21 protein-coding genes and 4 pseudogenes are annotated in these 24556 nt (G+C 62.5%); 11 read left to right on the top strand and 14 right to left on the bottom strand.

Annotated features, from left to right (window positions below; genetic code table 11):
- Positions 1–23: 23 nt before the first annotated feature.
- Together V473_RS14400 and V473_RS14395 are read right to left on the bottom strand one after the other, a co-directional pair.
- The gene (locus V473_RS14400; protein WP_066606307.1) at positions 24–221 is read right to left on the bottom strand and encodes a hypothetical protein; all 198 of its coding nucleotides are present in this window, start codon (positions 219–221) and stop codon (positions 24–26) included.
- A complete protein-coding gene (locus tag V473_RS14395) occupies positions 208–447 on the bottom strand; it encodes a helix-turn-helix transcriptional regulator (protein WP_066606304.1) in 240 nt (79 codons plus the stop codon). The genes V473_RS14400 and V473_RS14395 overlap by 14 nt, the downstream gene beginning before the upstream one ends.
- 1544 nt (positions 448–1991) lie before the next feature.
- Between V473_RS14395 and V473_RS14390 the strand changes: the two genes are divergently transcribed.
- From V473_RS14390 to V473_RS14370, 5 genes are all read left to right on the top strand, one after another.
- Positions 1992–3758: a ParB/RepB/Spo0J family partition protein gene (locus V473_RS14390; protein WP_066606300.1), complete on the top strand. Its 1767-nt coding sequence runs from the start codon at positions 1992–1994 to the stop codon at positions 3756–3758.
- Positions 3759–4221: 463 nt separating this feature from the next.
- Complete coding sequence (locus V473_RS24260) at positions 4222–5430, top strand: hypothetical protein (RefSeq protein ID WP_176482667.1); 1209 nt, start codon at positions 4222–4224, stop codon at positions 5428–5430.
- Positions 5427–6350 (top strand): HEPN domain-containing protein, encoded by a 924-nt coding sequence (locus V473_RS14380; protein WP_066606297.1) that lies wholly within the window; start codon positions 5427–5429, stop codon positions 6348–6350. Before V473_RS24260 ends, V473_RS14380 begins: the two co-directional genes overlap by 4 nt.
- On the top strand, positions 6343–6921 hold the full coding sequence (locus V473_RS14375; RefSeq protein WP_082679147.1) for an RNA polymerase sigma factor: 579 nt from the start codon (positions 6343–6345) through the stop codon (positions 6919–6921). The genes V473_RS14380 and V473_RS14375 overlap by 8 nt, the downstream gene beginning before the upstream one ends.
- Positions 6922–7349: 428 nt before the next feature.
- Positions 7350–8546, top strand: coding sequence for an IS256 family transposase (locus tag V473_RS14370; RefSeq protein WP_066606292.1), 1197 nt, complete (start codon positions 7350–7352; stop codon positions 8544–8546).
- Positions 8547–9121: 575 nt separating this feature from the next.
- Here the strand turns inward: V473_RS14370 and V473_RS23645 are convergent.
- A complete protein-coding gene (locus V473_RS23645) occupies positions 9122–9394 on the bottom strand; it encodes a hypothetical protein (RefSeq protein ID WP_141249454.1) in 273 nt (90 codons plus the stop codon).
- Between the two features lie 689 nt (positions 9395–10083).
- Complete coding sequence (locus V473_RS23000) at positions 10084–10407, bottom strand: PilZ domain-containing protein (protein ID WP_082679146.1); 324 nt, start codon at positions 10405–10407, stop codon at positions 10084–10086.
- Positions 10408–10736: 329 nt separating this feature from the next.
- On the opposite strand from V473_RS23000, the gene V473_RS14360 reads away from it, so the two are divergent.
- Positions 10737–10925 carry a hypothetical protein gene (locus V473_RS14360; RefSeq protein ID WP_066606286.1) on the top strand — a complete coding sequence of 63 codons (189 nt, stop codon included), beginning with the start codon at positions 10737–10739 and terminating at the stop codon, positions 10923–10925.
- A 210-nt stretch (positions 10926–11135) separates the two neighbouring features.
- Here the strand turns inward: V473_RS14360 and V473_RS14355 are convergent, their stop codons facing one another.
- Both V473_RS14355 and V473_RS14350 read right to left on the bottom strand, forming a co-directional pair.
- Positions 11136–11384 carry a conjugal transfer protein TraD gene (locus tag V473_RS14355; RefSeq protein WP_066606284.1) on the bottom strand — a complete coding sequence of 83 codons (249 nt, stop codon included), beginning with the start codon at positions 11382–11384 and terminating at the stop codon, positions 11136–11138.
- Between the two features lie 22 nt (positions 11385–11406).
- A complete protein-coding gene (locus V473_RS14350; RefSeq protein WP_066606283.1) occupies positions 11407–11712 on the bottom strand; it encodes a conjugal transfer protein TraD in 306 nt (101 codons plus the stop codon).
- 173 nt (positions 11713–11885) lie between these two features.
- On the opposite strand from V473_RS14350, the gene traA reads away from it, so the two are divergent.
- Both traA and V473_RS14340 read left to right on the top strand, forming a co-directional pair.
- On the top strand, positions 11886–14822 hold the full coding sequence (gene traA / locus V473_RS14345; RefSeq protein ID WP_066606281.1) for a Ti-type conjugative transfer relaxase TraA: 2937 nt from the start codon (positions 11886–11888) through the stop codon (positions 14820–14822).
- Between the two features lie 17 nt (positions 14823–14839).
- Positions 14840–15598, top strand: coding sequence for a DUF6118 family protein (locus tag V473_RS14340; RefSeq protein WP_066606278.1), 759 nt, complete (start codon positions 14840–14842; stop codon positions 15596–15598).
- Positions 15599–15801: 203 nt separating this feature from the next.
- On the opposite strand, the pseudogene V473_RS22995 reads toward V473_RS14340, so the two are convergent.
- Positions 15802–16298: pseudogene (locus V473_RS22995) on the bottom strand (IS3 family transposase); the annotation flags it as partial.
- 83 nt (positions 16299–16381) lie between these two features.
- On the opposite strand from V473_RS22995, the gene V473_RS22990 reads away from it, so the two are divergent.
- Positions 16382–17142 (top strand): IS5 family transposase gene (locus tag V473_RS22990; protein WP_148648417.1). Its coding sequence is split into 2 segments (ribosomal slippage): positions 16382–16715 and positions 16715–17142, totalling 762 coding nucleotides; the frame shifts between segments, so codons are not numbered across the junction.
- 23 nt (positions 17143–17165) lie between these two features.
- Here the strand turns inward: V473_RS22990 and V473_RS14325 are convergent.
- On the bottom strand, positions 17166–18275 hold the full coding sequence (locus V473_RS14325; RefSeq protein WP_066607423.1) for an IS630 family transposase: 1110 nt from the start codon (positions 18273–18275) through the stop codon (positions 17166–17168).
- Positions 18276–18420: 145 nt separating this feature from the next.
- Between V473_RS14325 and V473_RS14320 the strand changes: the two are divergent.
- Together V473_RS14320 and V473_RS24430 are read left to right on the top strand one after the other, a co-directional pair.
- Positions 18421–18731 (top strand): annotated as a pseudogene (locus V473_RS14320) (ATP-binding protein); the annotation flags it as partial.
- Between the two features lie 177 nt (positions 18732–18908).
- Positions 18909–19040 (top strand): annotated as a pseudogene (locus V473_RS24430) (IS630 family transposase); the annotation flags it as partial.
- 206 nt (positions 19041–19246) lie between these two features.
- Here the strand turns inward: V473_RS24430 and V473_RS14315 are convergent.
- From V473_RS14315 to V473_RS14290, 6 genes and pseudogenes are all read right to left on the bottom strand, one after another.
- A complete protein-coding gene (locus V473_RS14315) occupies positions 19247–19537 on the bottom strand; it encodes a GIY-YIG nuclease family protein (RefSeq protein ID WP_244884428.1) in 291 nt (96 codons plus the stop codon).
- Positions 19538–19654: 117 nt separating this feature from the next.
- Entirely contained in the window at positions 19655–20176 is a 522-nt protein-coding gene (locus V473_RS14310; protein WP_066606268.1) for a sterol desaturase family protein, read from the bottom strand.
- Between the two features lie 82 nt (positions 20177–20258).
- Positions 20259–21518, bottom strand: a complete 1260-nt coding sequence (locus V473_RS14305) for a mechanosensitive ion channel family protein (protein WP_066607422.1) — start codon at positions 21516–21518, stop codon at positions 20259–20261.
- A 15-nt stretch (positions 21519–21533) separates the two neighbouring features.
- On the bottom strand, positions 21534–22763 hold the full coding sequence (gene metC / locus V473_RS14300; RefSeq protein WP_066606265.1) for a cystathionine beta-lyase: 1230 nt from the start codon (positions 22761–22763) through the stop codon (positions 21534–21536).
- Positions 22760–23604, bottom strand: a pseudogene (locus V473_RS14295) (sulfurtransferase). Before V473_RS14295 ends, metC begins: the two are co-directional and overlap by 4 nt.
- Positions 23605–23676: 72 nt before the next feature.
- Positions 23677–24556: hypothetical protein (locus tag V473_RS14290; RefSeq protein WP_244884427.1), on the bottom strand; the 880-nt coding region annotated here is incomplete at its 5' end.

Genomic DNA, 24556 nt, shown 5'->3' with positions numbered 1-24556 from the left:
TGGCATTGATGTCAATAGCTCCATCAATCCGTTCCTTCCGGCTCATTGTCATTGGCGGCCCTGCACGCGCGGATATGTTGGCGCGCAATATGGCGACCGATAGACTCCGCGATGCGGATCAGCGCCGCATCTATGTCCACGCTGGGCGGCTCAGTGCCCGTCCCGTTATCGTTGGCGGCGGCCAATCGATTGGGCGGCGCGGCGTTGTCACCCTTCTCCATGACTGGACTTCCCAAGCGATGGAGGATTGTCGTTGTCCGGCCGGTAAGCGCCGGGATCGGCGACCCAGCGATTGACGGCGGACTCATGCCAGCCAGCGCCATGGACGCTGATTGGCACTTGCCGGGGGAATGTCCCTTCCGCGATCTTGCGGTAAATGGTGGACCGGGAAAGGCCGGTGCGGTCGAGAACGGTTTTGAGGCGAATGATACGATCGGTGTTGGGCATAAGAGAGCTTTCAAGTCATGCGTTGCCAAAGCCCCCTAAAGCCAGAATTGGCGGAGTTTCCGCGCAAGACAAGACATCCATTGCAGCCTGTCAGGCCGCCCGGATACATGTCGTAGGGCTGTAGAGGGACGGTGAGGGACATCGGCGGACGTAGAGGGAATTGGCGGGGATTTGCCTGCCTCATCATCCATGCGCATTTTCTCAGGCACTGTTGCCTGATTGCCACGATTTTTACGCTCGCCGGTCCCCGCAGATCGTCTGAGCTATGATGTATTTAGCATATCCATCGTCCTTTTCGATGGCCTGCCCGTCGCGAATCAATCTGCCTCAAACGATCCCACCCCGCAAGGGCGCGGGTACTGAAGTGCCGACTGCGCCAATATCGCGCTAATTCTTCCAATTGTGTTTTAAAACTGCCGAGGCGCGCCTGCTATGTTGGCATGATGGGGGCGCTTCCTGCCTTACAGCCGCGCAGGCCGAATTGACGCGCCGAAAACGTCCGACTGCGCTATTGCTACGCGTCGCTGTAGAATGATGTGTCCCCACCACCATCGCCGCGATAAAAGAGATGTGGCGGGAACCGGTAAAAGCTATCGACGCTGCAAGCAGGCGTCGAGGTTGCGCGGGTTAAGGGGCCTTCCATTCACCGCCACAAAAGAACGGGTGATCTTCACCGCAGTTGCCACATAATCATGTGGTCAAAAATGGCCCGCCTCATCCGCACATAGATGATCGAGAAGAATTGCGGCTTGGCGGGTTCCTAGACAGGTGCGACCTCCAATCCTGCTGTGAAAACGAGGCATGAGGGTCATCACTCCATCCAGCTTAGCCCATTTTCCCGACATACGCCGCCCGCAGACAGCGCATTGAGCCTGTCGCGCTCGCTTCGGTGGCCGCTTCACATCCAACAGTTCCAATCTCCTTTTGGGCGACACGGTGCTGCAAAGTGCCATTACTGTCCCAAACCGTCGCCCGCTCAGCCGTATCCGTGCGATGCAACGCAGATGAAATGCCAATCTATTCCGTTGTGGCTCCCAGCGGGGTAAGCCTACGTCGGGGATAGTGGCATGTTCGCGCCCGCCTGACTTTAACACACAGGGCTTTCTGCCAACATGGAATTGATTGGAAGCCCCCCTTACAACAGCTCGCTGCAAGGTCGCCATGGCAGGGCTTGTTCTCATGAACCGATGGCGGGCGTCCCCGCGCATTCCGCACGGGCCGCGCTCTATTCCGCTTCGCTCCACCGAGCCACCGCTGCGCGCCGTCTCGTCGCCTTCGGCGTCACGATCGCATGACGCGGGGATTGCCAGGTCAATCCCCATGGGGACATCGCGGCGACCGCGATGGCGTTAAGCGGCTCCGGCAAGCGGTGTGGGCGTCGCTACCCTCTAGGCCCGTCGCGGCGGACCGCAACCCGGCGGTGCCGGGTCTTCCTCTTCGTTTCAGCCTTGCAGGTGCAGCCCGCCTCTGCCGACGCGCCTTCCGGTCGCTCTCGCCGCCCACCCCGCTCTTCGGGGCCGGTGTTTTGGCAAGGAGTAAGGACAATGGAACTCAAGCATATCGATATCGCCTGCCTCTCGGTCTCGCCTGCCAATATGCGGGGCATCAGGAAGGCACCGGACCTCACCAATATCCTCCCGTCCGTTCGCGCGCGGGGCATCCTTGTGCCGCTGATCGTGCGGCAGAATGGATCGCCAGACACCTATGAAATCGTGGCAGGCAAGCGGCGCTATCATGCAGCGCTGGCCGTGGCGGAGGAAAGCGGGAGCATCGACCCGTTGCCCTGCGCCGTCATGGAAGCGGGCGACGATGCGGCGGCGCTGGAGGCCTCGCTTATCGAGAATATCGCCCGGCTCGACCCCGATGAAATGACCCAATGCGAAACCTTTACGCGGCTGGTCCGGGAAGGCCGCAATGTGGAGGACATTTCCCTTACCTTCGGCCTGACCGCATTGCAGGTGAAGCGCACCCTTGCGTTGGGCAATCTCATGCCCCGCATCCGCAATCTCTATCGGGCCGAGAGGATAGATGCGCTCACCGTGCGGCACCTGACCCTTGCCACCAAGGGGCAACAGCGGGACTGGCTGGCATTGTTCGACAGTGAGAACGATCACGCCCCCATGGGTCAGAATCTCAAATCATGGCTGATGGGCGGCGCGGCCATTTCCACCAAGGTCGCGCTATTCGACCTCACCAGCTATTCCGGCGAGATCGTCTCCGACCTGTTTGGGGAGGACAGCTATTTCGCCTCTCCCTCCGATTTCTGGACGGCACAGATGGCGGCGGTCGAGGAACGAGCCGCAAGCTATCGGGAGGCAGGATGGCCGGAGGTCGTCGTCATGGAACGCGGTGCGTATTTCCACACATGGGAGCATGAGCGCTGCCCCAAGAAGAGAGGCGGACGGGTTTATGTCGCCATCAGCCATCGCGGCGAAGTCACCTTCCATGAGGGGTATCTGACCACCAAAGAAGTCCGGAGGCGCAAGAAGCATGTTGAAGGGGACGACGCCGGAACCAAGCCAGTGCGCCCAGAGATTAGCGCGCCGATCCAGAACTATGTCGATCTTCACCGCCATGCCGCTGTGCGCGCCGCCTTGCTCTCACAGCCTGCCATGGCGCTACGCCTGATGGTGGCTCATGCCATTGTCGGTTCGCCGATGTGGCGGGTGGACGTGGAGAAGCAGCGCGCCAGCACGGACGCCATCGCCGAGAGCGTGGAGGTCTGTGTTTCGGAAGCGATGTTTGACGCCGGACGGCGCGGGGTTCTGGCGTTGCTGGGCTTCGATACCGAAACGCCTACCGTGACGAACGGCTATATCGGGGATGATGGACTGCCGGGGCTGTTCTTGCGCCTGTTGAAGCTGCCCGACGAAGCGGTGCTGTCGATCCTCGCGATCGTGATGGGCGAGACGCTGACGGCAGGAAGCGCAATAGTCGAGTTGGTGGGCGCGTTGCTCCGCGTCGATATGGCGGCGGTCTGGCAGGCCGATGATGCACTGCTCGATAGCATCCGCGCCAAGCAAGTGATCGGCCGTATTGTCGGAGAGGTCGCTGGCGATGCCGTAGCGACGGCCAATGCCGGGGAGAGCGTCAGGGTGCAGCGCCAGATCGTGCGCGATTGTCTTGCGGGAACGGGCGGACGCACCAAAGTGGATGGCTGGGTGCCGCGCTGGATGGCCTTTCCCCCGTCAACCTATACCGACCGGGGCGGCGTCGGCAGTGCCGAGCGGTGGAATGCGATTGCGCCACTGTTCGATACCGCCAAAGCCGCCGATGAAAAGAAGGCGCAGCCAATGGCCAAAGCCGCCTGACCTTGCCCGACCCGGAGGCGGCTTCGCCTCCGGGTTCCTCGCGTCCGCAAGCGCGCGACCGGGACGGGCACGATCGATCCCGATTTGAAAAAACCGCCCCGGCCAAGCCGGGGCGGTTCGTTTCTTGCTGGAACCAAAGAACGACATTCCACAGACGGTTGGCTACAAACCGCCAATCCTGTCCCCTCTTTGTTTCGCACCCATTTTTTGATAAGCTGTCCGCGCGTTGCGCAAAAGGCAGCGCCAGGACTGCTAATCCTGCCCAGAGAACCAACTCGGAAACCTCGTTTTCCGGGATGCCGTCGCGTATGTCCAAACCTTCGGGTCAAAGGCGGCGGCGCATGTCTCTGGCATGTTAGCAGTTCCGGCGGCTCCCGCGCCCAGCGCGCGGGAGTTCGGGACCAATGCCGCATCCACCCCGTCGCTTCCGCCTCATCCGCCATGGATGCGGAGTGGAGGTCTTATGGACGACAACCATGATGCGCTGGCCCATGGTGCGGACCAACGGCGCGCGACGCGCGATCACAATGAGATGCGCGAGCGCGTCCTGGCACGCGTGCTTCATCTCGATGCCTTCGGCCGAATGGCGATGGAACGCGCTGTACGGATATTGCGCGCCTACTTCGTCGATCGCCGCAGCAGCGCGCCGAGGCGCGGGACGCTGCACTGGTTGATGCTGGTAGGCGACCATGCCGACACGGGCAAGCCGGTGAAATGGGGCAACGAACCGCTCGTCTTCGACATCTGGGGCTTTGTCGATCATGAGGCCTATAAGGGACTGGAACGCTACTGGGGCCGCGCCCAGGCCGTGCTTAAATCGGAACTGGGTCGGGCAATAGCCGTCGAGCTTTCCGTCTTCACCATTGCCGAGGCCGGACGCTTTCATCTTACCAATCCCTGGCTGGCCAAGCGCTATGACGGTGGGATCATTCTCTTCGACCGGGCGATGGACCCGCCAAGTGCCGAACGCCAAACGATCCATGACCGGATCACGGCGGGGGCCGACGCGCTGGACGAGCCGCAGAGCGCGGCGTTCGCCCAATACCGCCGCCGTGGTTTTGACCTCGCCCGGATCGCCAACAAGCTGCACGCCAGCGCCGCAGAAGCCGAAATGCATCTGTCGGAGGCGTTCGGCGCATTGCTGGCCCGCCTTGGCGACGATGCACAGCCCCAGTCCCTGCGTCCCGGCCTTGGCCAGCATCCCCGCCATAATCTCGACCTCTATCACCGTCCCGGCGACTTCGACCGTATCCTGGCCGTGACATTTTATCGCCGCGCGGTGGATTTCGTGGGGCTGATGGTGGAAGGGCATGCGCGTGATCGTCCCTCGCTCGTCGTGCGCGAAGCGGCCAATGCGAGCGAGTTTGCGCTAAAGACGCTCCTGCTTCGCGCAGGTTGTTCCGACGAGTGGAACCGCCAGCATATCGGCCTCGATCTTGAGCGGGAGCTGGAAGAGGCGCAGGCAAACGGAATGCCGCCGCCCTCGCCGGAACTGGCGCGGCTGATCCCGCCGCTGTCGCGCTATCACCGTCAAGGACGAACGCCCGATCAGGCGCGCGCCGTGCTTGCCGTCATTCCGCCCGCCGAGATCGTGGAGACGGTCGCGACATTGCTCAACGCTGTGGGACGGATCACCGGCTACACCGGCCTGCCGGGGGAGAGGGGTGCATGATGTTGCGCACCGATCTCGACCATCTGCCATTTGCCATGCAGCAGGAGGTCCGCCGAATTGCCGCGCTGCTGTTTGAGGGGTTCGACGCCATGCTCGCGGGCAAGCGCACTGAACGCTACAAATCAGGCCATATCGTCAAGTTGATCCTTTATGGCCATCATGCGGCGCAGAATTGGGCATTCGCTCCTCCCGCCGCGCCGATTCGGTTGCTCGCGATCGTCAACCACAACAAGCTTGCTGCCCGCCGCGGCGATTGGACGGCGGTGCGCGATCGGCTCCGCCGGGGGTGGGAATTGGGTGAAATCACGCATCCGGTGCGGCTCTGCGTACACAGCCTGAGCCACGTGAACCACGCGCTCGTTCATGGCGTGCCATGGTTTGTCACGATCGCGACCGAGGGCATCGCGCTTTATGAGGCGAGCAGCGCGCGAATGGAGTCGCCACGCACATTGCCTGCCGCCCGTCATCATGAACATGGAAAAGCGGAGTTTGCCCGTTGGCATGGGCGTGCGACGGAATTCCTGTTGGGTGCAGCATTCTATCAAAGGCGGGACAATATGCCGATGGCAGCGCTGCTGCTGCATCAGGCCTGCGAGCATCTCTATCAGTGTGTGGCTTGGTCACTCGCCCTGCACGGGCTACGCACCCACGCACTCGACGAATTGCGCGAGGTGGCTGAAGAACTTGATAGGGAACTTGCCAAGGCATGGCCGCGCGACACCCTGTTCGAGCGCCGTGTTTTCGGCTGCATTCGTCGCGCTTATGTCGAGGTCCGTTACGGCCGGAACTTCCGCATCAGCCGGGAGGAATTGGCATGGGCGATGGAGCGTGCCGCAACGCTGAACCATCTGGTGGAAACCAGATGCCGCGAAAGACTTGACGCAATAGCTACCGCTATCGGGGAGACTGCGCATGGGTGAGCCATCCCACCAATTGCGTGCGGCCTATGACGCCGCCGTGGCGCGACTTCCGGTCGTGACGCGCGCGATATTCCTGATGCACCGCGTGGACGACCTCTCTTACGCCGAAATCGCTCATCGCTTGTCCATCAGCGACAGCGCAGTTCAGGCATGCGTGGCTGAAGCGCTGGGCATGATCGCCGCGATCCTGGATGGCGGCGTGTCGAAGCGTTGGAGAAATACGGACATCGCGCCTGCCGAAAGCGACCTGCGCCGCCGTTATCGCGCCTCGTGCCAGGAGCGCTTGCGCGCTTTGGGCCATAGCGAACCGCTGGCCTGGGATAGCGGGTGCGATGACGACCTGATCGTCAACATCGCCTTTCTCCAGACGCTGCCCGCGCCGGTTCTCGAAACCTTTCTTCTCAGTCGCGTCGATGGCCTCAACTACCGGCAGATAGCCAAACGCATGTGGACACTGCCCTTCGTCGTCCGCCGCAGGATGCTGTATGTGGTTCGCTCCCTCGATCGGCAGCCCATGACGTTCGAGCAATGGTTGCGCGCAGGGGCATTGGCAAAGGATCTGACGACCTGAGCGACATATATCACGGAAAAGGCGAGGCGAGGCTGCTCGTCAGGCATCACACTGCGGGCGATGCCGCGAATTATCAGCGATGCATGATGACTCCTCAGTGTGGGGCGTTTGCTCCCTTCGGCGCTGCAAGGAACGAGGCCCCACCGGATGCAGTCCTCAAGTTGTGGGGCCTCGCCGGACCTCTTTTAGCTGCCGTGCATGAATATTGAATGACCGGGAATGAACGATAGGCCCATAGCGAGCAATATCGCATGCATCATGCTAGAGGGTATTTTGGTCTGGATCACCGACTTGTGCGGCTGGAACGTGAGCACCGCCGATATCGGTCGTGTCCCACGGGGTGGTGTAGGAAGGTTTCCCTGAGAGGGTGGCCACCGTCGATCTTCTGGTAGGGTTCGGATGCGAACTCGAACCTGGAGAAGAAGACGATGACCGATGACAGAATGGCCCTTGTTGAGCTGATCGAGCAAGGGGCTGACAGCGATTTGGTGCGCGAGATGCTGGCTTTTGCCGCTGAGCGCATGATGGATCTGGAGATTGAGGCCAGAACCGGTGCGCCCGCCGGCAGTCGCAGCCAGTCGCGACTGAACCACCGCAACGGCTACCGCGAACGGGGATGGGACACCCGTGCCGGTCGGATCGATCTGGCGATCCCGAAGCTGCGCAAAGGCAGCTACTTTCCGAGCTTCCTGGAGCCGCGCCGCACCGCCGAGAAGGCCTTGGCAGCGGTGATCCAGGAGGCCTATGTGCACGGCGTCTCGACCCGTTCGGTCGACGATCTGGTTAAGGCGATGGGCGCCAGCGGCGTATCGAAGAGCCAGGTCAGCCGCCTGGTTGCCGAGATTGACGAGCGGGTGAACGCCTTCCTCACCCGCCCGATCGAGGGCGAGTGGCCCTATTTGTGGATCGACGCCACCTACCTCAAGGTGCGTGAGGGCGGACGGATCGTCTCGACGGCGACGATAATCGCCGTTGGCGTCAACACCGATGGCCGCCGTGAAGTTCTGGGCGTCGCCACCGGCCCTTCGGAGGCGGAGCCCTTCTGGAAAGCCTTCCTGCGTTCGCTGGCGGATCGCGGACTGCGCGGGGTGAAGCTGGTCATCGCCGATGATCACAGGGGACTGCGCGCTGCCGCCAGCAAGGTGTTTGCCGCGAGCCAGCAACGCTGCCGGGTGCACTGGATGCGCAACGCGCTGGCCCATGCCGCGCCCAAACAGCGGCCCGCCGTGATTGCCATGATCAAGACGATCTTCGCGCAGGAGACGACCGAAGCGGCGCACCAGCAGTGGGAGCAGGTCGCCGATGCCCTGCGCGAGAAGTTCCCGAAGCTGGCCGACATGATGGACGCATCGCGCGAGGATGTGCTTGCCTACATGGCGTTCCCGAAGGATCACTGGGCGCAGATCGCGTCCACCAACCCGCTGGAAAGGGTGAACAAGGAGATTAAGCGAAGGGCCGATGTCATCGGCATCTTTCCCAATGATGCCTCGGTCATACGCCTCGTCGGCGCGCTGATGCTGGAGCAGAATGATGAATGGGCGGTGTCACGCCGCTACATGACGCTGGAAACAATCGGCGCGGTGAGCCATAACCCCATTGTCAGCCTGCCAGCTCTGGCTGCCTGACCCGAACCCGATCCCGATCCTGCCGTGGATTGACGGTTCCTACACCACCTCCTGGGACACGACCCCGATATCTATCGCCAGTATCTGAGGGCGATCGGGAGCCGATGCCAGTTTCATGATAGCGCGGCGTTCGATCTGGAAGTCCCGATCGCCCCATCGCACCCATATACAAAACTTTATCCGCATGGGGTGGCTGGGGTTCATAACATGATCCAATGCCTGGTTGAGCGACAGGCCGACCAGTTCGGGCGTATACTCCCCTTCCCGTGATCGCCTTACGCCAACGATGGCCGAAGCATCCCATGGCACTGGTAGTTTTTCGCATAGCTTCGGCATCTCTCACGCATATAGCGGTGTCATGATCGAGGCAAGCTGGGCAGTATCGAATTATCGTGGTGCCGGAATCGGTTCGCCACCTTTCATAAACGGTTCATCTGCCGTCTTCTAGGGGCGCTATCCCGGCGCTAATGCCCCCCGCTCTATGCCGGGCTGCGAAGCCTTGCTTTGTGACTGACCCCGCAAAGAAAGACTTCGCAGAATCTCGCCGATCCTGTCAACACGGGCACTTATTGGGTCTATAAGCAGCCGGGGAGATTCAGCAGGGCATCTATCGCAAACCCATCACTCAACACAAGCCTTCGCGGTTTCTCAGCCACTTCAATCCGGACGAGATTGGCGCCGATTTGTAGCCAGAAGCTGTCATCCCCCTTTCGGATCAGGTCGATGACCATAGAGACATCTCGGTTCCACCGTTGCATGGTTTCGTGATCTCGACCACCGAGGCGGTACAAAGGGTGATTCAGTTTTGTTAGATCGCGCTGAACGCAGGAAACAAGATATTCGGCCATCAATTCCACATCGGTTAACCCCGACGCCACAAAAGGGGGGGGCGCCGGGGTCTGATCGAAGCACGCCCTGGTGGGGACCGTAAGGACGCATTAATGGTTTTGCGTATAATCATGAAAAAGTGATTAACGAAGCGTTGTTATCAGAGATCGGCCAGCGCTATTTCCGCAGTTTGCCGGACGGAGTAACCCCGCTACTGTCGCCTTGACACGTCGAACGCCATAGTCGCTCGGCTTCATCGACAACAGGCAGCAAGTCCTGATCGGCCCAGACCGATTGAAGGCGGGAGCGCACGGCGTCGGGTTCGCCATCGCGTGGGAACAGCGGATCGGCCCTGGAAAACATGATCAGACTATGCAAGTCGCCATTTATCTCGGCAATCTCGGCGAGCCATTGTCCGAATGGCAGTCCAGGGTTGGGCGGCGGCGATGTCACAGGCATACCTCAATAAGATAGCAAAATGGCCGATTTCACCGGCTGACCTTCCATCCCGCTCCTATGTGTTCTTTCACCGCTATGCGATGCAATTGTTACACAACCGTGCCGTTCCTTCCATCGGAATAGGGGCCGATGGAAGCAGAAAGCGACGCTTTGTTCGGACGGCTCGGCGAATTGTTCGTCTACATCCTTCCCGCCTGGCCTTCCCTGGTTCCGAGGACGTCACCACGGGGAACCGAGCAGCACATTGGCATCACCCTTGGCTGAATTTGCCGCGCGGTGGACTGGCCTGGCCTCGCGTTTTCGCGTCCAGCGGATCGATGTCCTTGGCGAACCGCAATCCTGCCAGTTCATCCCTAACCCAAACGGTCGTGGCCGCGATTTCTTCCAGGCGCCCGATGTCGAGTAACAGCGTCTGTCCAACCTTCAAGTGTCCGGCGCCATCGATGCAAGCGCCTCCCGCCGATATGTTCCGCACGCGATGCACCGACGGCTCGGCGGCAGTGAATCCGGTCGCCCTTCCCCGAAGGAACACGCTCTCTCGCGAAGCTACACGGCGATTTATTCGGCTGGGCATGCTTCCTTTTTACCGATCGAGGCTTACCAACTGATTGAAGCGTTGCCGGACAGCTTTGAGCTTTCGATCTAGGGCAGCGCGCTGGCCTCGCATGTGACCGATGCGCCGGAGTATGCGGCAGAGATGCTTTATCCGTCGCATAGTCGCTTGCCATGACGAATGCTGCCATCAGGGAGCGGCCGATTGCGATGGTACGACGCTAGTTTTACCTGCGACATGACAACGGCTATGATTGGCGATCAACCATGTTGCACAGAGCGGCGAGAGGTCACTGCGACGCCTCGCCATCGGCTGCGGGGTAATGGATCATCAACTTGCGAGGTGGAAACATGAGCGCCGCCGATTTCTACCACCAGAACGCCGCCAGCGAGCGTCTCGCGGCTTCGAAGGCAGATCTCCCCAACCGGCGACGGCAGCATGAGCAGTCCGCTGAACGTTGGGAACAAATGGCGCGCGCTGCGGAGGAGACCGAACGGCGCACGTTGATCAATGAGGCCCAGAAGCGCGCCTTCCGATAACCGTTGGTCGCCATGCGCGAGTGAACGCAACGGCTGGATATGCAGGCGCGTATCCTACGCTGGCTAGGCAGCTTCGACCATCACTGGCAGGAAATCATTGCCGATGTGCCCGGAACCGGGAAGCTTGCGTGCATTCCGGCAGTCATCGGCAGCCATGCAGTGGAATAGTTCAGTTTCATGCCACTGCACAATCGTCGGGATGGCCCCGCCTCAGCGATTTATTTCTGCGTTTGCTCGGGCGTCCTCTGCGGTGAACCCGCGCTTCCCCTTGCGCTTCCAGAGGGCAAGCGCGTTGGCGCGTTCCTCTCCGCGCAGCCGGTCGGCAAGGGTGAGGAACGCGCCGTAGAGCGTCGCGCGATCATCATCGGTCAGATCGACCAGCCCCGCCTTGATGACGAGGCCGCCCAGTTCGATCAGATGCCGCGTTCTCTCCCGCCGCTTGACCTGCCAATCCCGCATGTCGGCTCGTGCCTTCCGAGCCTCAAGTCGATGACGCGCCGCCGTCGAGTGGGAGAGTACCGCTTTGCTGGCCAGAAGGTCCGCCCGCAGACTTGCCGCCTTTGCCAAGAAAGAACGCCACGCCCGCCTTGCGCCAGCCCTCCTTTGTCGCGGCGTCCTTCACCGTGGCAACATGGAGCAGTGCCCCGGCCAGTATATCGGCGTCGAGCGCATCGGCCCCGGTCGCGGCCACCAATTCGCCAAGTTGCCTCACACGCCGCTCCTTGAGCGCCTTGGCCTTGTCAGCCAGGGCTTTGAGTTCCGAATCAAAATCGCGGGGCTTGCGCATCGCAAAGTCTCCATTGAGTGTTGATGGCGCTATGATAAGATGATCTCTCACGCCGCGCAGTAGAGTCGCCGGGACAGCCTGACACCGCCTAGTCCCGTCCGAGAAATTTTCGAGAAGGGCGCGCTTATACGTCGTTCCGACGTGCGCTTGAGCGTAGTAGATGGACGATCGTCATGGCGATCTTCCATTTCTCCGTTCAGGTCATTTCTCGCGCGGCGGGCCGCTCCGCCGTCTCTGCCGCTGCCTATCGTGCAGGTGAGCGCCTGCACGATGAGCGCCTTGATCGGCCCCAAGATTTCCGCGCCCGCTCCGGCGTCGAGCATAGCGAAATCCTGTTGCCGGAAGGCGCGCCCGAACAATGGCGCGACCGCGAACGCCTCTGGAACGATGTCGAGGCATTCGAGAAGCGCAAGGACGCCCAACTTGCCCGCGAGGTCGAGTTCGCCATTCCGCGCGAGATAAACAAGGCCGAAGGCATCGAGCTAGCCCGTGATTTTGTGCAGGCCGAGTTTGTGGATCGCGGCATGATCGCCGACCTGAACGTGCATCGGGATGTTGGGCCGGACGGCATGGAGAAACCCCATGCCCATGTCATGCTCACCATGCGCGAGGTTGGCCCGGATGGGTTCGGCCAGAAGGTGCGCGAATGGAACGATCATGCAAATGTCGAGCGCTGGCGCGAACGCTGGGAGACCCACGTCAACACGCGGCTGGCTGAACTCGACATAGACGCGCGCATCGATCACCGCAGCCTTGCCGATCAGGGCATAGACCTTGAACCGCAGAGCAAGATCGGCGGCCCTGCGCACCGAATGGACGCCCAGGGGCTGGAAGCCGATCGCGCCGAGATGCACCGCGAGATCGCGCGGGAGAATGGCGAACGCATCATCGCTGATCCGGGTATCGCCCTTAACGCTATCACCCACCAACAGGCGACATTCACCAAACGCGATATGGCGATGTTCATCCACCGGCATAGCGACGGGCAGGAGCAGTTCAACGCTGCCATGCAGGCGGTGCGCGGCTCGCCAGACCTGATCGCCCTGGGCAAGGACGGGCGCGGCGACGATCGGTTCACCTCGCGCGAGATGATCGAGACCGAGCAGCGGATGAGCCGTGCGGCGGACAGGCTTGCGATGGACCGGAGCGATGGTCTCTCGGCGGCGGCGACCTACGCCATTCGCGCCGCCGAGAGTGCGGGCCTTACCCTGGGGGCAGAGCAAGACTCCGCGTTGCGCCATATAACGAACGGGCGCGAATTGTCACTGGTGCTGGGATATGCCGGGACCGGCAAAAGCGCCATGCTGGGCGTGGCGCGCGACGTGTGGGAAAGCGCGGGGCTGAATGTTCGCGGCGCGGCGCTTGCGGGCATCGCCGCCGAGGGCCTTGAGAATGGAAGCGGCATTGCGTCCCGCACCATCGCCAGCTTGGAACATAGCTGGGCGCAGGGCCGCGATTTGCTCAGTGCCCGCGATGTGCTGGTGATCGACGAGGCGGGCATGGTCGGCACGCGCCAGATGGAGCGCGTGCTGTCCCATGCCGCCGATGTTGGCGCTAAGGTCGTTCTTGTCGGCGATCCCCAGCAATTGCAGTCGATCGAAGCGGGCGCGGCGTTCCGCGCGATCCATGAACGCCATGGCGGCGTGGAGATAACCCAGGTTCGCCGCCAGCATGAAGGATGGCAGCAGGATGCCACGCGGCATCTGGCGACCGGCAGAACCGGCGAGGCGATTGCCGCCTATGCCGACAAGTACATGGTGCATCAGGCCGAGACGCGCGAAGATGCGCGCCGCGATCTTGTCGAGCGCTGGGATAGCGAACGGCTAGCCGATCCGGACGCCAGCCGCATCATCCTCACCCACACCAATGCGGAGGTGCGTGACCTCAACGAGGCTGCGCGCGCGGCGATGCGCAATGCGGGCGAATTGGGCGACGAGCGCCAGGTGAAGACCGAGCGCGGGGACCGCCTATTCGCGCCGGGCGACCGCATCATGTTCCTGCGCAACGAGCGTAGCCTGGAGGTGAAGAATGGCACGCTGGGCACCATCAGACATGTGGACGAAGGCCATATGTCTGTCCGCACCGATGACGGACGTTCCGTGTCGTTCAACACTAAGGATTATCGCGACCTCGACCACGGCTATGCCGCCACCATCCACAAGGCGCAGGGCATGACCGTGGACAGGGCGCATGTGCTGGCGACACCGGGGATGGATCGCCATGGGGCGTATGTCGCGATGTCCCGCCATCGTGACGGCATGGCGCTCCATTATGGCCGCGACGATTTCCGCGATCAGTCCCGGCTTGTCCGCACGCTTTCGCGCGAGCGCGGTAAGGACATGGCGACCGACTACAGACAAGCCGACCCGGCAAGGGAATATGCCGAGCGGCGTGGCATTAGCTTTGGCGAACGGGTCGCGGAAATCGTCAGGCCGATTGTCGAGAAAGCGCGCGGGATCTTTGACAATTTCCGGCCCAATATCCCTCAGCAGGACCGCGACATTTTCGCGGGCTTCCAGCCGAAGGCCGAATACGATACGCAGCCGATGCGCGCAGGCGGCGTGCGCGGTGCGGTGGAGCGCTATGCCAAGGCGCTGGACGCGATCCAGCAGACGCGGGCGCAAGGTCTGGGTGCCATGCCCCACCAGCGCGAGGCGTTCGACAGGGCGCGCGATGCTCTGGACGCGATCCGGCCCGAAGGTTCGTCGGACCTGAACAGCGCGTTCCGCAGCAGCCCGGAGCTTGTCCGCGAAGCCGCTGAGGGGCGCGGCCAAGCGGCAGTGCGGGCGATGCAGTTGGAGACCGAAATCCGCATGGACCCGTTCCAGCGCGCCGATCGGTTCGTGGAGGGGTGGCAGCAGTTGCAGCGCCATCATGCCGAGCTTGTGCGCGACGGCAATTTCAGGGGCGCGAAGAGCGCCGCGCAGCAGATGGCGGGCATGGCGAAAAGCCTTGAGCGCGACGCCCAACTTGAATCGGTGCTGGGTCTGCGCAGCGGCGAGCTTGGGCTTGAGATCGGGCAGCAGATGGGTCGCAGCCTCTCCCGCGACCTCGCATCCTCCATCCCCTTCGACCACGGACGCGACATCAGTCGCGGCATGAGCCGCTAACCCCAAGGAGACACGACATGGACGACGAACAGAGCCTTTTGAACGAACCGGAGCCGGACCCCCGGCCCAATGCCGCCGCCGAGGCGTTCGCGCGCCTCTCGGAGCGCGTCGCAGCTATGGAAGAGCGGTTGGACGGGCGCATGGCGGTGATGGCCCGCGCGCTTGAGCATATCGCCATCGAGAAGCAGAGCCTTGAATTCCCCGACTACGGGCCGACTCTCGCCAAGATGAACGGCTATCTCGCCACGTTAGCGGGGCAGACGAAGACAATCATGGACGCACCCGCCATGCAGTTGACGCCGGAGAGCATGGCGGAGCGGATTGATGTGGCGGCGGATGCCGCACGAGCGACGGACAAGGCGACCATCAAGAAATCGCAGGAATTGCATCATCAAGTTCATGTGGATCAGATGCGCGCGATCGGCACCATTCGGACCAAGCAGGAACAGCGCTGGCACATGCTCTATTGCGGCGGCGGCACGGCACTGGCCACGGCGCTTCTGTGGCTGATATATCCCGGCTGGGCGGCCAGCATCGGCCCGCAAAGCTGGCTCTGGCCGGAACGGGTGGCCCGTCGAACGCTGGGCGAGGCATCGCTATGGGATGCCGGTATCCGACTCATGCGAACCGAAAACCCGGAGGGCTGGCAGGTGATCGTGGACGCCGTCGACCTGGCGCGGGAGAACCGCGACAGCCTCGCCGCATGTCACAAGGCAGCCGCAAAGGCTAAGGAGTCGGTAAGCTGCACGGTCAGGGTAAGGATGTCGCAATTTTGAGCGGTCGGGTTTCCAGCACTGCCGTCTCATTCCCGAAACCCGTCATTCGTTCATATTCTGCAGCGAATAGGCAACTAAGCAAATCTGCAGGTCGGCCGCCGACCATTTTTGTCGTTCAAACCTGATAGTAGCGTGCTGCAACCCAGTCAGTCGACACGATATTTGGCCTGCTGCCGGTTTGGTGGACACCACGATAAGCTCATTCAAGCTACACCAGATTCCCGCTCGAAGTCGATGGGGCTGAGATACCCCAAGGTCGAGTGTCGGCGTGTCGGATTATAAAATCTCTCGATATAATAGAGCACATCGGCTCAGGCTTGGTCTCGCGATCGGTAGACCTTACTCCTGATCCGCTCGGTTTTGAGGGGTGGAAAAAGCTTTCCATCGCGGTATTGTCCCAACAGTTGCCCGACCGGCTCATGGAACAGGTGACGCCGTTGTTCTTCTTCGTACGCTGGAACTGCTCACTGGTATATTGGCTACCGCGATCCGAGTGATGCAACAGGGCATCGGGCTTTCCACAACGCCAGATCGCCAATATCAGGGCATCCGTCACAAGTTGGGCCGTCATTGTGGCGCTCATCGACCAGCCCACCACCCTGCGTAAAAACAGGTCGATGACGGCAGCGACATAGAGCCAGCCCTCGGCCGTCCAGATATATGTGAAGCCTTCCACCCATTTCTGGTTCGGTCTGTCGGCAGCGAGCTAGGGTCAGGACCTGTTAAATTGCTTGCGCATTGGGTGATGGGTTGATTCAATAGCAGCGTTAGGAGGCGCTGCCGATGGATGTTCCGTTTCTGCTGAGTGAGGCGCAGATGCGCCGGATCGAGCCGTATTTTCCCTTGTCTCATGGGGTGCCAAGAGTGGATGATCGGCGGATAGTGTCTGGGATCATTTACGTCATCAAGCACGGGCTGATGTGGCGCGACGCGCCCAAGGAGTATGGCCCACACAAGACGATCTACAATCGTTTCATCCGCTGGAGCAGGCTCGGTGTGTTCAACAAAATCTTCGCTGGCTTGGCAGCAAAGGGCGGCAAGCCCGACCAGTTGATGATCGATGCAACCCACCTGAAAGCACACCGGACGGCGGCAAGCCTGCTTAAAAAGGGGATGTTCCCCGACGTATCGGACGCACCAAAGGCGGCCTGAACTCCAAGCTACATGCCGTATGCGATGGCAAAGGCCGACCGCTCATCATGCTGCTCAGTGAAGGGGAGATGAGCGATTATAAGGGCGCCGCACTGATGATCGATGCCTTCCCGAAGGCAAAGGTCCTGCTGGGCGACAAGGGCTATGACGCCGACTGGTTCCGCGCGGCACTGGCCGACCGCAAGATCACGGCCTGCATCCCGTCAAAGGGGAACCGGAAAGTGCCCATTCCACACGACACGGCGCTCTATAGACAGCGGCACAAAGTCGAGAATATGTTCGGCAGGATCAAGGACTGGCGGCGCATCCACACGCGCTACGATCGTTGCGCCCATACCTTCATGTCCGCCATCTGCATCGCCGCGACCGTTATATTCTGGATCAATCAATGAGTCCTGACCCTAGTCACGTGAATCTAAAGTTCGCCACATAAGTTTTGCTCGGTTTTCTGGCAGAACCGCTTGACCGAGGCGAGGATTTCGTCGGCGGATTTGGTCCACCTGTATGGCTTTGGGCTTTCGTTATGCCGGTCGATGAAGGTGAGGATGTCGGCTTCGAGCTGGCCGGTCGAACGGTGGACGCCTCGCTGCAGCTGCTTTCTGGTCAACTCGGCGAACCAGCGCTCGACCTGATTGATCCATGACGCCGATGTCGGTGTGAAGTGCACGTGATAGTGTGGACGGCGGGCAAGCCAAGCCTTCACTTTGGCAGTTTTGTGGGTAGCGTAATTGTCCATGACGATATGAACGTCGAGTCCATCAGGTGCTGCCCGATCGATCTGCTTGAGAAAGTCGAGGAACTCTGTTGCGCGGTGCCTTTTGTAGCATTTGCCGATGACGAAGCCCGAGGCGATATCAAGCGCTGCGAACAGCGATGTCGTCCCGTGCCGCACATAGCTATGGGTCCGGCGCTCCGGAATGCCCGGCATCATAGGTAGAACCGGCTGCTCGCGGTCGAGCGCCTGGATCTGGCTCTTCTCATCGACGCTGAGGACGATCGCGCGGGTCGGCGGCGACAAATAAAGCCCGACGATATCGCGCACTTTGTCAACAAACAGCGGGTCGCTCGATAGTTTAAAGGTCTGACTACGGTGCGGTTGCAACCCGAACGCGTTCCACATCCGGCGGATCGTCGTGTGCGAAAAGCCCGTCTCTGCCGCCATCGACCGGATCGACCAGTGGGTTGCATCGACAGGTGTGGTGCGCAGCGTCCGCTCAATGACCGCCGCGACCTGATCGTCATCGATCGTGCGCGGCCTGCCGGGGCGGGCTTCGTCGAGCAACCCATCGATACGGTCGGCTAAAAAGCGGCGACGCCACTTGCCGACCGTGTGCTCGTGAACGCCAAGCTCGACCGCTACGACCTTGCTCTGCAAACCGTCGGCGCAGCGCAGAATAATCCGACATCGTTCCGAAAGCGAGCGCGATACCCGGTGCCGCCGCACCTGCCGCTCAAGGTACTCACGCTCCTCTGCCGTCACCACCAACGGCTCAATCGGACGACCCTTCGAAAACACGTTCGCCATCAACGCCTCCCTCTCGGAAAACGCTTTATACAATGTAACTTACTTCAGTTCCAGATGATTAGCGATCCAGGACATTGTCACCGATAACTGAACGCTCGCCATTGTCCTTGGGCAGACCACGGCGGCGCGGTCGTGCCCGAAGACCCGCCTCGAAAAGGAGGCCAGGATGGCAAGAGTGGCGCTCTCGCCGCCCAGCTATCCCTTCTCGATCTGATCGTACTCGACGAACTGGGCTGTCTGCCGTTCGCTCGATCGGGCGGCCAGTTGCTGTTCCACCTGATCAGCAAACTCTATGAGCAGAACAGCGTCATCATCACCACCAACCTCGTCTTTGGCGAGTGGCCCACAGTGTTCGGCGATCCCAAGATGACAACCGCGCTCCTGGATCGCGTCACCCATCATTGCGACATTGTCGAGACCGGCAATGATGCCTGCCGCTTCAAAAACCGAAGCTAATCCGTCACAGCGGCGATCAATTAAAAGATAGTTTGCGCTACGCGCTCCTCCGGTCGGGCTACGCTCTCTCTACGCCGCGCGCAGCGCAAGGGAGTGCCTCACATCACGCTTGCGCCATCTGGACAGGGGATCCCGTTTGCGCGCCGATAAGGGGGCCAGTTGGGACGCCGATTGACACTTCAGTCCGCCATCAACCGCATCCTGGCCGAGCTCAGCGAGAGCCCAAAACCCTTCGTCTGGACCGCCTATTCCGACAAAATCATCGCCGCCGTCCGACGCGGGCACCAAGTGTTAAATTCCAATCGATAGCCCTATCCGTGCCGAGGGCGATCGGCCCGGTTTCGACCGGATCCACGATGCTCCATTGCCTTATTTGAAAGACTGAACGACTGCATCCGTTTGCGGTCATGCTTATCCAGGCGCCCCAAGGTAACAGTCAGATTTCATTCGATAAGATTTCTATATGCAACGAATTACAATAAAGGCGGGCCCGCGAAGGCTGGGGTCTCAGGCGGTCAGAAAATAACGTCTGACATATCGCGCCAACCTGGATTGCTCTCTTCCACAAGCCGGATTTTCCATTCCCGCTTCCAGGCTTTGAGTGCTTTCTCGCGGGCGATAGCGAGCGTGATGTCATCATGTGGCTCGACCAGAACCAGGCGGGTCAGCCCGTATGTCTTGCAAAAAGCCGATCCAGTGCCGTTTCGATGTTGTTCGGCGCGCGCAGCGATGTCGGCTGTGACGCCGATATAAAGAACGCCCCTCGGCTTGTTGGTCATGATGTAGGTGTAGCCGCCCCGCGCCATGTCCCACCGTAGCGCACCGCCGCCTGAGACCCCAGCCTTCGCTGGGGTGACGGTGAATTTTATGCTCGCTCTACGGCATTTGCGCCCGTAAACCCGCCATTCCCCTCTGCACCCAAATCAGTCCCTCGCGCCCGCATCCTCCAGCCCCTTCGCCGCGCGCACGCCCTGGCGGCCGCGCTGTGCCAATGCTTGTTTCAGCGCGGTTGGATGTGGAGCGATCAGGAAGCCGAAGCTGACCGTACCATGTTTCGTTTCGACGGCATGGTGCAGGCGGTGGGCCTGGACGATGCGCTTCATGTAGCGGGAGCGGGCGACATAGCGGTGCTTCACCCGCTGATGCACGATGATGTCGTGAAAGCCCAGATAGATGGCGCCATAGGCGGCGATGCCCGCGCCGACCGCGGTCGCCCAACTGCCCCAGCCCCATTGCACGCCACCGAGCAGCAGCAGGATGGAGGGCAGGGCGAAGATCACGAAATAGAGGTCGTTCGCTTCCCAAAAGCCGGTACGCGGGCGGTGGTGGCTGGCGTGGAGGAACCAGCCGGGGCCGTGCATCACCCAGCGGTGCATGACATAGGCAAAGCCCTCCATCGCGGTGAGCGTGGCGAGGAAGATGAGGCAGAGGGCGATGGGCGACATGCTGACGCATATAGGCGCTGTGGCGGGACGAGGCGACCCTCCTATCATTCCTATGGACAAATTGCGTTATGGCCAGTCGGTCCTAAGGCGGGCTGGATGGCGTGTCCGGGGCGTGGTGGATGACGCGCTGCGGGTAGGGAATGGCGATATCATTGTCGCGAAACAACTGCCAGACGCGGCCCAATACGTCCGACTTCACATTGCCCACGCCGCCTTCGGGATCGCTGATCCACACCAAAATGTCATGCTCGACCCGGCTTTCGCCAAAGCCGGTGAGCCAGACATTGGGCTTGGGATTGCGCAATACGCGGGGGCTGTCCTGCGCGGCCTGGAGCATGAGTTGCTGGGCGAGTTGCAGATCGGAGTCGAAGGCAATGCCGATAGGGATGCGGACGCGGACGTTGCGGTCGGAATAGGACCAGTTCTCCACCTCCTGCGTCATCAGATTCTCGTTGGGAATCAGATGTTCCTTGCCGTCGCGGGTAATGACGGAGACGGCGCGGACGCCGATCTTGTTCACCCAGCCGAAACTGTCGCCCACGACGATGACGTCGCCCGGCTTGATCGATCGGTCCATCAGCAGGATGATGCCGGCGATGAGGTTGCCGAAGGTTTTTTGCAGGCCGAAACCGATGGCAAGACCCAGTGCGCCGGAGAATACCGCGAACGCGGTAAGGTCGATGCCCAGCAAGTCGACGCCGATGAAGAAGGCGGCGACGACCACGGTGATGGCGGCGAGTTTCTGCGCCAGCAGCTTTTGCGTCGGATCGAAGCCGTCGGTCTTCTGGATCGAGCGGCCGATCACCCGGTTGGCCAGGCGCACCGCGGCGAATAGCGCGACGCAGGTGGCGGCGATCGAGAGCAGGCCGAGCAGGGTGATGCGCCGCTTGCCCAGGGTGACGCCGATCCGGTCGAGCATTTCGCCCACCGGGGCGATGCCGCCGCTGCTGCCCGACACGATCAGGATGAAGAGGATGAGCGCGAGTGGGGCGACCGCCCAGCGCGGGATGGCGAGGCCGCGCAATATATGGGTGGCGAGCAGCGCCACCGCGCCGCCCAGCATGGCGCCGACGACGAGATGGGCGATAGAGCCGGTCGGCCAGAGGATGAGCGCCAGCGCCAGCAGCAAGGCGGCGACGCCGTGGCGCAGGATGGCGCGGACATGGCCGGCCAGCGCGTCGCCCAGCGGCGGCAGGCGATGGCGCAGGCGCGGGGCGAGGGCGCGGCCGATGGCCCAGGCGGCGGCATAAAGCACAATGGCGAGCAGCAGCGCGACCATCGGGTGGACGATGTCCGGGTCGCCGGGCAAGAGCGCCAGCAAATGGGTGGCGCCAGGGGTCATCGGCGGGGTCATTTTCTAGCCGGCGTCCCGTATCGCCCGGAAGCGGTCGAGGCCGGCGTCGAGGTCCGCGATCAGATCGGCCGGGTCTTCCAGGCCGATATGGAGGCGGACCGCCGGGCCTTCGGCGTTCCATATCGTCGTGCTGCGGTAGCGGGCGGGATCGACGGGCAGGGCCAGGCTTTCGAAGCCGCCCCAGCTATAGCCGATGCCGAAATGGGCGAGGCCGTCGATCAGGGCGGCGCGAGCCGCATCGTCGCCGCCGTTCAGGATGACGGTGAAGAGACCGGTCGAGCCGCTGAAATCCCGTTGCCACAGCGCGTGGCCGGGGCAGTCGGGGAGCGCCGGGTGGAGGACGCGAGCGACGTCCGCCTGGGCGCTGAGCCATTGGGCGATGGCAATGGCGCTGTCCTGATGCTGTTGCAGCCGCAGCCCCAGCGTGCGCAGGCCGCGGCTGGCCAGCCAGGCGTCGTCGGGGCTGACCATCTGGCCGAAGACATAGGCGGTCTGGCGGATTTTGGCGAACCAGTCGGGGGTGGCGGTGACGGAGCCCATCATCACGTCGCTATGGCCGACGATATATTTGGTGCAGGCGAGGATGGAGATATCGACGCCATGGCTGAGCGCCGGGAAATAGAGCGGCGTCGCCCAGCTATTGTCGAGCAGGGTGACGACGCCGTTCGTCTTCGCCCAGGCGGTCAGCGCAGGGATATCCTGCACCTCGAAGGTCAGGCTGCCGGGGCTTTCGAGGAAGAGGGCACGGATCGGGCCGCCTTCAAGATAGACATCGAGTGAGACGGCTGTGGGATCATAATAGATCGTTTCGATACCGTAATTATCCAGCAATTGCGTGCAGAAATTGCGGGTCGGGTCATAGGCGCTGTCCACCATCAGCAGCCGGTCGCCGGGCTTGAGGACGGCCATCAGCGCGCAGGCGATCGCCGCGACGCCCGACGGGTAGAGCATCGTGCCTTCCGCGCCCGGCTCCATTTCGGTGAGCGCGTCGGCAAGGGACCAGGCGGTCGGCGTGCCCTTGCGCCCGTAGAAGAGCCGTTCGTGGGTGCTGCTGCCCGCGGCTTTGCGCAGATGGGCGACATCGTCATAGAGGATGGTCGAGGCGCGCCAGACAGGCGGGCTGACGATCGCGCCGGGCTGGCCGGGCATCCCGGTCCATTCGGGCTTGCGGCCGGCTTGCGCGAGTTTGGTGAGGGGCCTGCGCCCATCCTTGCCGGAAGCGTCTTCGCTCATGCTGCGCCCGTCGCCTTGGGCGTGACCGGGTCGAAGCCCCATTCCGACCAGCTCCCGTCATAGAGGGTGACGGCGTCGTTGCCGAGCGTTTCGAGGCCCGCGAGCAGGATCGCGGCGGTGACGCCGCTGCCGCAGGTTGTGATGACCGGAGCGGCCGGGTCGATGCCCGCGCCCTCGAACAGCGCGCGCAGTTCGTCGCCCGCCTTCATGCTGTTGTCCGGATTGAACAGCGCGGAGGAGGGGAGGTTGCGCGATCCGGGGATGTGGCCCGACGCCATGCCGGGGCGCGGTTCGGCCTCTGCGCCCGTGAAGCGGCCCGCGCCGCGCGCGTCGAGCACTGTTCCGCGCCGCTGGCGACATTGGCGATCAGGTCCGCCTTGGTGCGGACCTGGCCGGCTGCGCGACGGGCGATGGCGGTGCCGGGGGCGGGCGTTGCCGCGCCGCTCTGCGTCGGGCGGCCCTCCGCCAGCCATTTGGGCAGGCCGCCGTCGAGGATCGCTGCGGATGCGCCCAGGCCGTAAAGGCGCATCATCCACCAGCCGCGCGCGGCGCTGTGGGTGGGGCTGTTGTCATAAACGACGATGCGGCTGTCGGGATGGATTCCCAGCGCCTGGACACGCTGCGTCATGAGATCGTCGGAGGGCAACATGCCGGGGGTCGGGTCCGCGGGATCGTTGAGCGTCGGCAGGTCGAGAAAGACCGCGCCGGGGATATGGGCGGCTTCATATTCGACGCGCGGGTCGCGGGGGGTGCCGGGCAGGAACAGGCTGGCGTCGAGGATGACGAGGTCGGGCTGGCCAAGCTCTGCGGCGAGATCTGCGGTGGACAGGAAAATGGTCATGCGGCATCCTTCGGCCCTTGTTCGCGCCTGTCTTAGAGCGGGACGGCAAGGGATTAAAGGGCGTTGCGCGTATCAGGCCGGCGTAAGTTCCGCCGCGGCGCGGGCGGCGGGGCGGCGATATTGGCGTGGCCCCTGGTCCAGGCGGAGCGGGGCGAGGCGTTCGGCGGGCGGCTCCTGCTCCTGCCCGACGATGAAGGCGCGGGCGGTGCGGCCCTGTTCGACCGGGTCGCCATCCTGCGGCCCCCAGCGATAGGCGGCGTCGAAGGCGGCGAGCGGGATGAGCAGGCTGCGCTGGCCCATCGTCACCGGTACGATCTGGTCGGGCGGCAGGCGCAGTTCGCCCGCCAACTGGAGTGTTTCGCCCGATGCGATCGATACGACGCTATGCAGCGGCAGGCCGTCATCGCCGGTGAAGAAGCCGTTGAGCAACGCCTGCTGCTGCGCGCCGCCATTGCCCAACAGGCCGCGCACCAGCACGTCCTGCGCCGGGCGGTCGCCGCGATTGTGCAGGATCAGGCTGTAGCTGATCGTGACGCCCATCAGCGAATAGCGCGCCTGCGACACGGTCATGTCCATGTCGAGCCAGGGACGCTCGGCCGGGGCGGAAGCGGGTGCGCGCGCGGCGGCGGCGGCGGGGGTGAGTCGCACGGTGTCGGCAGGCGGTGGTGGCGCGGCGGGCGGGGCGACTGGATCGGCTAAGGGTTCCGCAGCCGGTTCGGCCAGCGGTTCCGCGGTCGGACGGCGGCGGCGTAGCAGAAAGGCGGCGGCCAGCACGGCCAGGGCGAGCAGGCCGCCGATGATCCAGGGCAGGGACAGGGGGCTGGCGTCTTCCGCCGTTGGGGCGGGCGCGGCGGCCGGTTCCGGACTGTCCGTGGCATTGGTCGCGGGCGTGGGCGGCGGCTGGAGCGTTGGCGCGCCCGCGGCGCTGGCGTTGGCCGGGGCGTCGTCGGGC

The organism is Sphingobium cupriresistens LL01 (genome assembly GCF_001046645.1).
Lineage (GTDB): Bacteria > Pseudomonadota > Alphaproteobacteria > Sphingomonadales > Sphingomonadaceae > Sphingobium > Sphingobium cupriresistens.
This window is presented reverse-complemented; position numbering and strand designations above follow the sequence as displayed.

Excerpts from the sequence above, each read along its gene's own strand:
- V473_RS14400 (WP_066606307.1), bottom strand. The coding sequence starts at position 221 with ATGGAGAAGGGTGACAACGCCGCGCCGCCCAATCGATTGGCCGCCGCC.
- V473_RS14395 (WP_066606304.1), bottom strand. The coding sequence starts at position 447 with ATGCCCAACACCGATCGTATCATTCGCCTCAAAACCGTTCTCGACCGC.
- V473_RS14390 (WP_066606300.1), top strand. The coding sequence starts at position 1,992 with ATGGAACTCAAGCATATCGATATCGCCTGCCTCTCGGTCTCGCCTGCC.
- V473_RS24260 (WP_176482667.1), top strand. The coding sequence starts at position 4,222 with ATGGACGACAACCATGATGCGCTGGCCCATGGTGCGGACCAACGGCGC.
- V473_RS14380 (WP_066606297.1), top strand. The coding sequence starts at position 5,427 with ATGATGTTGCGCACCGATCTCGACCATCTGCCATTTGCCATGCAGCAG.
- V473_RS14375 (WP_082679147.1), top strand. The coding sequence starts at position 6,343 with ATGGGTGAGCCATCCCACCAATTGCGTGCGGCCTATGACGCCGCCGTG.
- V473_RS14370 (WP_066606292.1), top strand. The coding sequence starts at position 7,350 with ATGACCGATGACAGAATGGCCCTTGTTGAGCTGATCGAGCAAGGGGCT.
- V473_RS23645 (WP_141249454.1), bottom strand. The coding sequence starts at position 9,394 with ATGGCCGAATATCTTGTTTCCTGCGTTCAGCGCGATCTAACAAAACTG.
- V473_RS23000 (WP_082679146.1), bottom strand. The coding sequence starts at position 10,407 with ATGCCCAGCCGAATAAATCGCCGTGTAGCTTCGCGAGAGAGCGTGTTC.
- V473_RS14360 (WP_066606286.1), top strand. The coding sequence starts at position 10,737 with ATGAGCGCCGCCGATTTCTACCACCAGAACGCCGCCAGCGAGCGTCTC.
- V473_RS14355 (WP_066606284.1), bottom strand. The coding sequence starts at position 11,384 with ATGCGGGATTGGCAGGTCAAGCGGCGGGAGAGAACGCGGCATCTGATC.
- V473_RS14350 (WP_066606283.1), bottom strand. The coding sequence starts at position 11,712 with ATGCGCAAGCCCCGCGATTTTGATTCGGAACTCAAAGCCCTGGCTGAC.
- traA (WP_066606281.1), top strand. The coding sequence starts at position 11,886 with ATGGCGATCTTCCATTTCTCCGTTCAGGTCATTTCTCGCGCGGCGGGC.
- V473_RS14340 (WP_066606278.1), top strand. The coding sequence starts at position 14,840 with ATGGACGACGAACAGAGCCTTTTGAACGAACCGGAGCCGGACCCCCGG.
- V473_RS14325 (WP_066607423.1), bottom strand. The coding sequence starts at position 18,275 with ATGGCGAACGTGTTTTCGAAGGGTCGTCCGATTGAGCCGTTGGTGGTG.
- V473_RS14315 (WP_244884428.1), bottom strand. The coding sequence starts at position 19,537 with ATGGCGCGGGGCGGCTACACCTACATCATGACCAACAAGCCGAGGGGC.
- V473_RS14310 (WP_066606268.1), bottom strand. The coding sequence starts at position 20,176 with ATGTCGCCCATCGCCCTCTGCCTCATCTTCCTCGCCACGCTCACCGCG.
- V473_RS14305 (WP_066607422.1), bottom strand. The coding sequence starts at position 21,518 with ATGACCCCTGGCGCCACCCATTTGCTGGCGCTCTTGCCCGGCGACCCG.
- metC (WP_066606265.1), bottom strand. The coding sequence starts at position 22,763 with ATGAGCGAAGACGCTTCCGGCAAGGATGGGCGCAGGCCCCTCACCAAA.